Origin of the sequence: Mycobacterium sp., from assembly GCF_035653355.1 — a bacterium.
GTDB lineage: Bacteria > Actinomycetota > Actinomycetes > Mycobacteriales > Mycobacteriaceae > Mycobacterium.
The window spans coordinates 1-6,436 of the sequence record NZ_DASRBZ010000556.1 but is presented as its reverse complement, the minus strand read 5'-3'; the positions used below and the strand labels follow the sequence as shown (position 1 = coordinate 6,436).

Below are 6,436 nucleotides of genomic sequence, written 5' to 3'. Positions count from 1 at the left end.
AGCGTGCACACGATTCAGGTCGGCGGCTTGAACCGGTCATATCGCGTGTACAAGCCGGCCGGCCTCAAGGCGTCGGCCCCGCTGGTCGTCATGCTGCACGGCGGCTTCGGCAGCGCTGAACAGGCCGAAAAAGCTTACAGCTGGGACAAATTGGCTGATAGCGCGAAATTCGTGGTTGCTTACCCCGACGGAGTCGGGCGCGCATGGAACACCGGCGGCGGCTGCTGTGGTCGTCCCGCGCGTGAGGGTGTCGACGACGTCGGCTTCATCACCGCGGTTGTCGGCGACGTTAGCCACAACATCGGCATCGACGCTGCGCGTGTGTATGCCACCGGTATCAGCAACGGCGGCATGATGGCCTACGCGCTGGCGTGCAACACCGGCGTCTTCGCCGCCATCGGCCCAGACTCGGCTACCCAGCTCGACGCCTGCCGGTCCCCCCGTCCGGCATCGGTCATGCACATCCACGGCACAGCCGACACCCGCATCCGCTATACCGGCGGCCAGGGCGACGGCGCCGCACGCATCAACGGTCCACCGGTCCCGGGCGTCAACGCGTTCTGGCGCAACGTCGACCGGTGCGCGGTGCCGGCCGTCGACACCCGCGGAGCGCTGACCACGTCGACAGCCGACTGTCCAGACGGCCGCAGCGTCGTCCTGATCACCATCGACGGCGCCGGCCACCAATGGCCGGGCAGCGGATTCACCGCGGTGCAGCGCGCATTAGGCCTCGACCCGCCGTCGGACGCGCTCAACGCCACCGAGACGTTCTGGCAGTTTTTCGCTGTCCACCACCGATAGCCGGTATTACGTCTCTTGTGCGGTTGTCGGCAAAATGTAACACTGAACGCATGCCAGATACCCATGTCGTCACCAACCAGGTTCCGCCGCTGGAGAACTACAACCCCGCGTCGTCCCCGGTGCTGGTCGAGGCGCTGATCCGCGAAGGTGGACAGTGGGGCCTCGACGAAGTCACCGAACTCGGCGCCGTTTCGGCCAGCCGTGAAGCGCAGCGCTGGGGTGAGCTTGCCGACCGCAACCGCCCGATCCTGCACACCCACGACCGCTACGGGCACCGCATCGACGAGGTGGAATACGACCCCGCCTACCACGAGCTGATGCGCACGGCGATCCAACACGGCCTGCACGCTGCGCCGTGGGCGGACGACAGGCCGGGCGCACACGTCGTCCGCGCCGCCAAGACCGGCGTGTGGAACGTCGAACCCGGTCATATGTGTCCCATTTCGATGACTTATGCCGTCGTCCCGGCGCTGCGCAACAATCCCGAACTGGCAGCCATCTACGAGCCGCTGCTGACCAGCCGCGAATACGACCCCGAGCTCACCGTCCCCACCGCGAAAGCCGGTATCACCGCGGGCATGTCGATGACCGAAAAGCAGGGCGGCTCCGACGTGCGGGCCGGCACCACCCAGGCCACCCGCAACGCCGACGGCAGCTACAGCCTGACCGGTCACAAGTGGTTCACCTCGGCACCGATGTGCGACATCTTTCTTGTGCTCGCTCAGGCGCCCGGCGGGCTGTCGTGTTTCCTGCTGCCGCGGGTATTGCCCGACGGCACCCGCAACCGAATGTTCTTGCAGCGGCTCAAGGATAAGCTCGGCAACCACGCCAACGCCTCCAGCGAGGTCGAGTACGACGGTGCCACCGCGTGGCTGGTCGGCGAGGAGGGCCGCGGCGTGCCGACCATCATCGAGATGGTCAACCTGACCCGGCTGGACTGCACGCTGGCCAGCGCCACCAGCATGCGCACCGGCGTCACTCGCGCCATCCACCACGCGCAGCACCGCAAGGCGTTCGGCGCCTACCTGATCGACCAGCCGCTGATGCGAAACGTATTGGCCGACTTGGCAATCGAAGCCGAGGCCGCCACCATCGTGGCGATGCGGATGGCCAGCGCCACCGACAGCGCAGTGCGCGGCGACGAAACTGAAACGCTGCTGCGGCGCATTGGATTGGCCGCCAGTAAGTACTGGGTGTGCAAGCGCGCCACCCCGCACGCGGCCGAAGCGATGGAGTGCCTGGGCGGCAACGGCTATATCGAGGACTCCGGCATGCCGCGGCTGTACCGCGAGGCGCCGCTGATGGGCATCTGGGAGGGCTCTGGCAACGTCAGCGCCCTGGATACCTTGCGCGCCATGGCAACTCGACCTGAATGCGTCGACGTGCTGTTCGCAGAGCTGGCCAAGACCGCCGGGCACGACGGGCGGTTGGACGCCTACGTTGAGCAGCTCAAGCCACAGCTCGGCGATTACGAAACAATCCAATACCGCGCCCGCAGTATCGCCGAGCACATCAGCCTCGCGCTGCAGGGTTCGCTGTTGGTGCGCCACGGACATCCCGCCGTCGCCGAGGCGTTCCTGGCCACCCGCCTCGACGGCCAGTGGGGCGGTGCATTCGGAACCCTGCCCACGGGTCTCGACCTCGCACCGATCCTCGAGCGGGCGCTGGTCAAAGGATGACACACGCGATCAGGCCGGTCGACTTCGACAACCTGAAGACAATGACCTACGAGGTCACCGATCGGGTTGCGCGAATCACCTTCAACCGGCCGGAAAAGGGCAACGCGATCATCGCCGATACCCCGCTGGAGCTGTCGGCGTTGGTCGAGCGCGCCGACCTCGATCCCAACGTCCACGTTATCTTGGTCTCCGGCCGCGGCGAAGGGTTCTGCGCGGGCTTTGATCTGAGCGCCTACGCCGACCGGACCGCCTCGGCCGGCGGCGGCAGCGCATACAAGGGGACCGTGCTCGACGGCAAGACGCAGGCGATCAACCACCTGCCGGACCAGCCGTGGGACCCAATGATCGACTACCAGATGATGAGCCGGTTCGTGCGCGGGTTTTCCAGCCTGTTGCACGCCGACAAGCCGACCGTGGTCAAGATCCACGGCTACTGCGTGGCCGGCGGCACCGACATCGCACTGCACGCCGATCAGATCATCGCCGCCGCCGACGCCAAGATCGGCTACCCCCCGACCAGGGTGTGGGGCGTTCCGGCGGCCGGCATGTGGGCACACCGGCTCGGCGATCAGCGGGCCAAACGCCTTCTGCTGACCGGGGATTGCATCACCGGCGAGCAGGCCGCGGAATGGGGTTTGGCCGTCGAGGCGCCCGCACCCGACGAGCTCGACGAGCGCACCGAGCGGCTGGTACAGCGCATCGCTGCAGTGCCGGTCAACCAGCTGATCATGGTCAAGCTCGCGCTGAATTCGGCGCTGCTGCAACAGGGTGTGGCGACCAGCAGGATGGTCAGCACAGTGTTCGACGGCATCGCGCGGCACACACCTGAAGGCCACGCGTTTGTCGCCGACGCCGTCGAACACGGCTTCCGCGATGCGGTGCGTCACCGCGACGAGCCGTTCGGCGATTACGGCCGCAAAGCTTCCGGGGTGTAGCCGATGCCGGAAGGGTTGGCTCGCATGACAGCCCGCTCAGTGGTGCTGTCTGTGTTGCTGGGTGCCCATCCCGCCTGGGCCACCGCGGCCGAATTAATAAAGCTGACCAGTGACTTCGGTATCAAGGAGACCACACTGCGGGTCGCACTGACCCGGATGGTCAGCGCCGGCGACCTGGTTCGGTCCGCTGACGGCTACCGACTCTCCGATCGGCTGCTGGCCCGCCAGCGGCGCCAGGACGAGGCCATCAGCCCACGGGTTCGGCCGTGGCGCGGGTACTGGACCACCGTTATCGTCACCACCGTAGGAACCGACGCACGTACCCGGGCCTCGCTACGAATAACCATGCAAGACAAGCGCTTCGGCGAACTCCGCGAAGGGGTGTGGCTACGCCCCGACAACCTCGAGCTAGTGCTGGACTCCGAGGTTCAAGCTCGGGTGAGGATTCTCAAGGCTCGCGACGATGCCCCCGCTGAGCTCGCCGCGCAGCTGTGGGACCTGCGCGGGTGGACACGGGCTGGGCACCGCCTGCTCGACGAGATGGCTGCCGCGTCAGATATTCCCGGCCGGTTCATGGTGGCCGCGGCCATGGTGCGCCACCTGCTGACCGATCCGGTGTTGCCGAACGAGCTGCTGCCCGCCGACTGGCCAGGACCCCGACTGCGAGCCACCTACAACGACTTCGCCGCCGAATTGATCAGGCGGCGCGATCAATCCCAACTTGTGGAGGCGCCATGACTGAAGAGGTACGCGTAGAGCACACCGGCCCGGTGACCACGGTGATCTTGAACCGCCCGCAGGCCCGCAATGCCGTCAACGGTCCGACGGCTGCCGCGTTGTTCGCCGCGTTCGAGCAGTTCGACCGCGACGACGACGCTTCGGTGGCGGTGTTGTGGGGAGAGGGCGGAACGTTCTGCGCTGGAGCCGATTTGAAGGCTTTCGGCACACAGGAGGCTAACGCGGTGCACCGCACCGGGCCTGGCCCGATGGGGCCGACGCGGATGGTGTTGTCCAAACCGGTGATCGCCGCGGTCAGCGGTTATGCGGTCGCCGGTGGTCTAGAACTCGCACTGTGGTGCGACCTGCGAGTGGCCGAAGAAGACGCGGTGTTCGGGGTGTTCTGCCGACGTTGGGGTGTCCCGCTGATCGACGGCGGGACGGTTCGGCTGCCGCGGCTCATTGGTCATAGTCGCGCGATGGACATGATCCTGACCGGCCGCGGCGTCAAGGCCGACGAAGCGTTGGCGGTCGGCCTCGCGAATCGCGTTGTGCCCAAAGGTCAAGCGCGCCAAGCCGCTGAAGAACTGGCCGCTGAACTGGCTGCGCTGCCGCAACAGTGCATGCGCTCGGATCGGCTATCGGCACTGCATCAGTGGGGCGTGCCGGAGGCCGAGGCGCTCGACTTCGAATTCGCTAGCATTTCCCGGGTTTCCGCAGAGGCCATGGAAGGAGCGGGACGCTTCGCCGCCGGCGCCGGCCGCCACGGCGCGCCAGCGGTTGGTTAGCCTTTGTTGATCGTGTTGCCCGAGCCGAGGTTTTCCACCTTCGGGTCACCGTTGTGGTAGGTGACGGTGTTGTTGAGGCCGACGACGCTGAGCAGTTTGTCGACCTTGTCGAAGGTGATCTTGTTGTCGGCGCCGCCGATGCTCACCGACGAGCAGGTGCCCTTGATGGTCAGCGTGTTGTTGGAGCCGCCGACGTTGAGCGATTTACCGTCCCCACAGTCGAGGTCGGTGGTAGTCCCGAAAGATCCGTAGTTGAGCGTGTTGCCGACTTGGAACTGGGCGGTGGAACTTCCCGCGCTGCTAGTCGTGGTCGACGGGTTCCCGGTGTTGTTCTTTTGGCCGCAGCCGGCCAGCCCGGCAACCGGCAACACGATCGACAGCGCCGAAATGAACGCTGCCGCTGCAAATCTCGGGAAGGTGCGCATTCTTCCTCGATTCGTCAACTGGTCAATGGATGTTGGCGTTCACGCCGGCACCTTGCCGATGCGGTTGGGCATGCCCAGTTCCCGGCCCCGGTCCCAGATAACCGGCTCGCCGTTGTGGTAGTACACCGTTTCGTCCCAGCCGTAGACCGTGATGTCGTTGACGACCGTGTCGGCGATGACGGTGTTACCCGAGCCCATCATCGTCACCGCCCAGCACGTTCCCAACGCGTTGACGGTATTAGAGGTGCCGTCGACGAGCAGCGTCGAATCATTGCAGTCCACGGTCTGATTGACGCCCTGCCCGGTGACGTGAGTATCGCCGTTTTTGGCGTGGGCGGGCGGTGCGCTGACGGCCAGCGCGGCCGGGATGGCGACGGCGCAGATAGCCAGCGCGCCGCTGACGGTTCTCCAGTTCACCCCGAGCCCCTCTCGCCACGGCATGTGCTCTGACCGCCTGAGCCTACGTGCACCCCGTTGCGCGATGGGTGACTTCGTCCATTTGACGCAAGCATCCGCGGCGCCGCTCGACAACGGATGCAGCCGTCTTACAACTGCGTCAACTAGAGTTCTTTGCTGACCTTGGATCATCGAGACGGTGACCCGACCCGAAGGGCGATCGCATGGCAGCTCAGCCGGAACACCCCCCGTCAGCGGGCACCCGCCCGCGTGCCGCGGGAAGGACTCCGGCGCGCCCGGCCAAGCTGAGCCGCGAAATCATCGTCAACGCCGCGCTGACTTTCCTGGACCGCGAAGGCTGGGACGCGCTGACCATCAACGCGCTGGCAACCCAGCTCGGAACCAAGGGCCCGTCGCTGTACAACCATGTCGACAGCCTGGAGGACTTGCGCCGCACGGTGCGCATGCGGGTCATCGACGACATCATCACGATGCTGAACCGAGTGGGCGAGGGCCGGGCCCGTGACGACGCGGTGCTGGTGATGGCCAGCGCCTACCGCAGCTATGCCCATCACCACCCCGGCCGGTACGCGGCATTCACCCGGATGCCGCCGGGCGGCGACGACCCCGAGTACACCGCCGCTACGCGGGCCGCGGCGGCGCCGGTGATCGAGGTCTTGTCCTCCTATGGTCTC

At 66.3% G+C, this 6,436-nt stretch carries 8 protein-coding genes; 6 read left to right on the top strand and 2 right to left on the bottom strand.

Going from position 1 to position 6,436, the window contains the following annotated elements:
• The 5 genes from VFA16_RS19065 to VFA16_RS19045 form a co-directional block, all read left to right on the top strand.
• Window positions 1–801, top strand: an 801-nt coding sequence (locus VFA16_RS19065; protein WP_324969317.1) for an alpha/beta hydrolase family esterase, incomplete at its 5' end; no start/stop codon positions are given.
• A gap of 50 nt (window positions 802–851) precedes the next feature.
• Window positions 852–2,480, top strand: coding sequence for an acyl-CoA dehydrogenase family protein (locus VFA16_RS19060; RefSeq protein WP_324969316.1), 1,629 nt, complete (start codon window positions 852–854; stop codon window positions 2,478–2,480).
• Window positions 2,477–3,415, top strand: a complete 939-nt coding sequence (locus VFA16_RS19055) for a crotonase/enoyl-CoA hydratase family protein (protein ID WP_324969315.1) — start codon at window positions 2,477–2,479, stop codon at window positions 3,413–3,415. The genes VFA16_RS19060 and VFA16_RS19055 overlap by 4 nt, the downstream gene beginning before the upstream one ends.
• Window positions 3,416–3,430: 15 nt before the next feature.
• Window positions 3,431–4,153 carry a PaaX family transcriptional regulator C-terminal domain-containing protein gene (locus VFA16_RS19050; RefSeq protein ID WP_324969318.1) on the top strand — a complete coding sequence of 241 codons (723 nt, stop codon included), beginning with the start codon at window positions 3,431–3,433 and terminating at the stop codon, window positions 4,151–4,153.
• Window positions 4,150–4,920 carry a crotonase/enoyl-CoA hydratase family protein gene (locus VFA16_RS19045; protein ID WP_324969314.1) on the top strand — a complete coding sequence of 257 codons (771 nt, stop codon included), beginning with the start codon at window positions 4,150–4,152 and terminating at the stop codon, window positions 4,918–4,920. The genes VFA16_RS19050 and VFA16_RS19045 overlap by 4 nt, the downstream gene beginning before the upstream one ends.
• On the opposite strand, the gene VFA16_RS19040 is transcribed toward VFA16_RS19045, so the two are convergent.
• Window positions 4,917–5,345 carry a DUF3060 domain-containing protein gene (locus tag VFA16_RS19040; RefSeq protein ID WP_324969313.1) on the bottom strand — a complete coding sequence of 143 codons (429 nt, stop codon included), beginning with the start codon at window positions 5,343–5,345 and terminating at the stop codon, window positions 4,917–4,919. The two genes, VFA16_RS19045 and VFA16_RS19040, sit on opposite strands and share 4 nt — an antisense overlap.
• A 39-nt stretch (window positions 5,346–5,384) precedes the next feature.
• Window positions 5,385–5,762 carry a DUF3060 domain-containing protein gene (locus VFA16_RS19035; RefSeq protein WP_324969312.1) on the bottom strand — a complete coding sequence of 126 codons (378 nt, stop codon included), beginning with the start codon at window positions 5,760–5,762 and terminating at the stop codon, window positions 5,385–5,387.
• A 203-nt stretch (window positions 5,763–5,965) separates the two neighbouring features.
• Between VFA16_RS19035 and VFA16_RS19030 the strand changes: the two genes are divergently transcribed.
• A partial coding sequence (locus tag VFA16_RS19030; RefSeq protein WP_324969311.1) for a TetR/AcrR family transcriptional regulator occupies window positions 5,966–6,436 on the top strand: 471 nt, incomplete at its 3' end.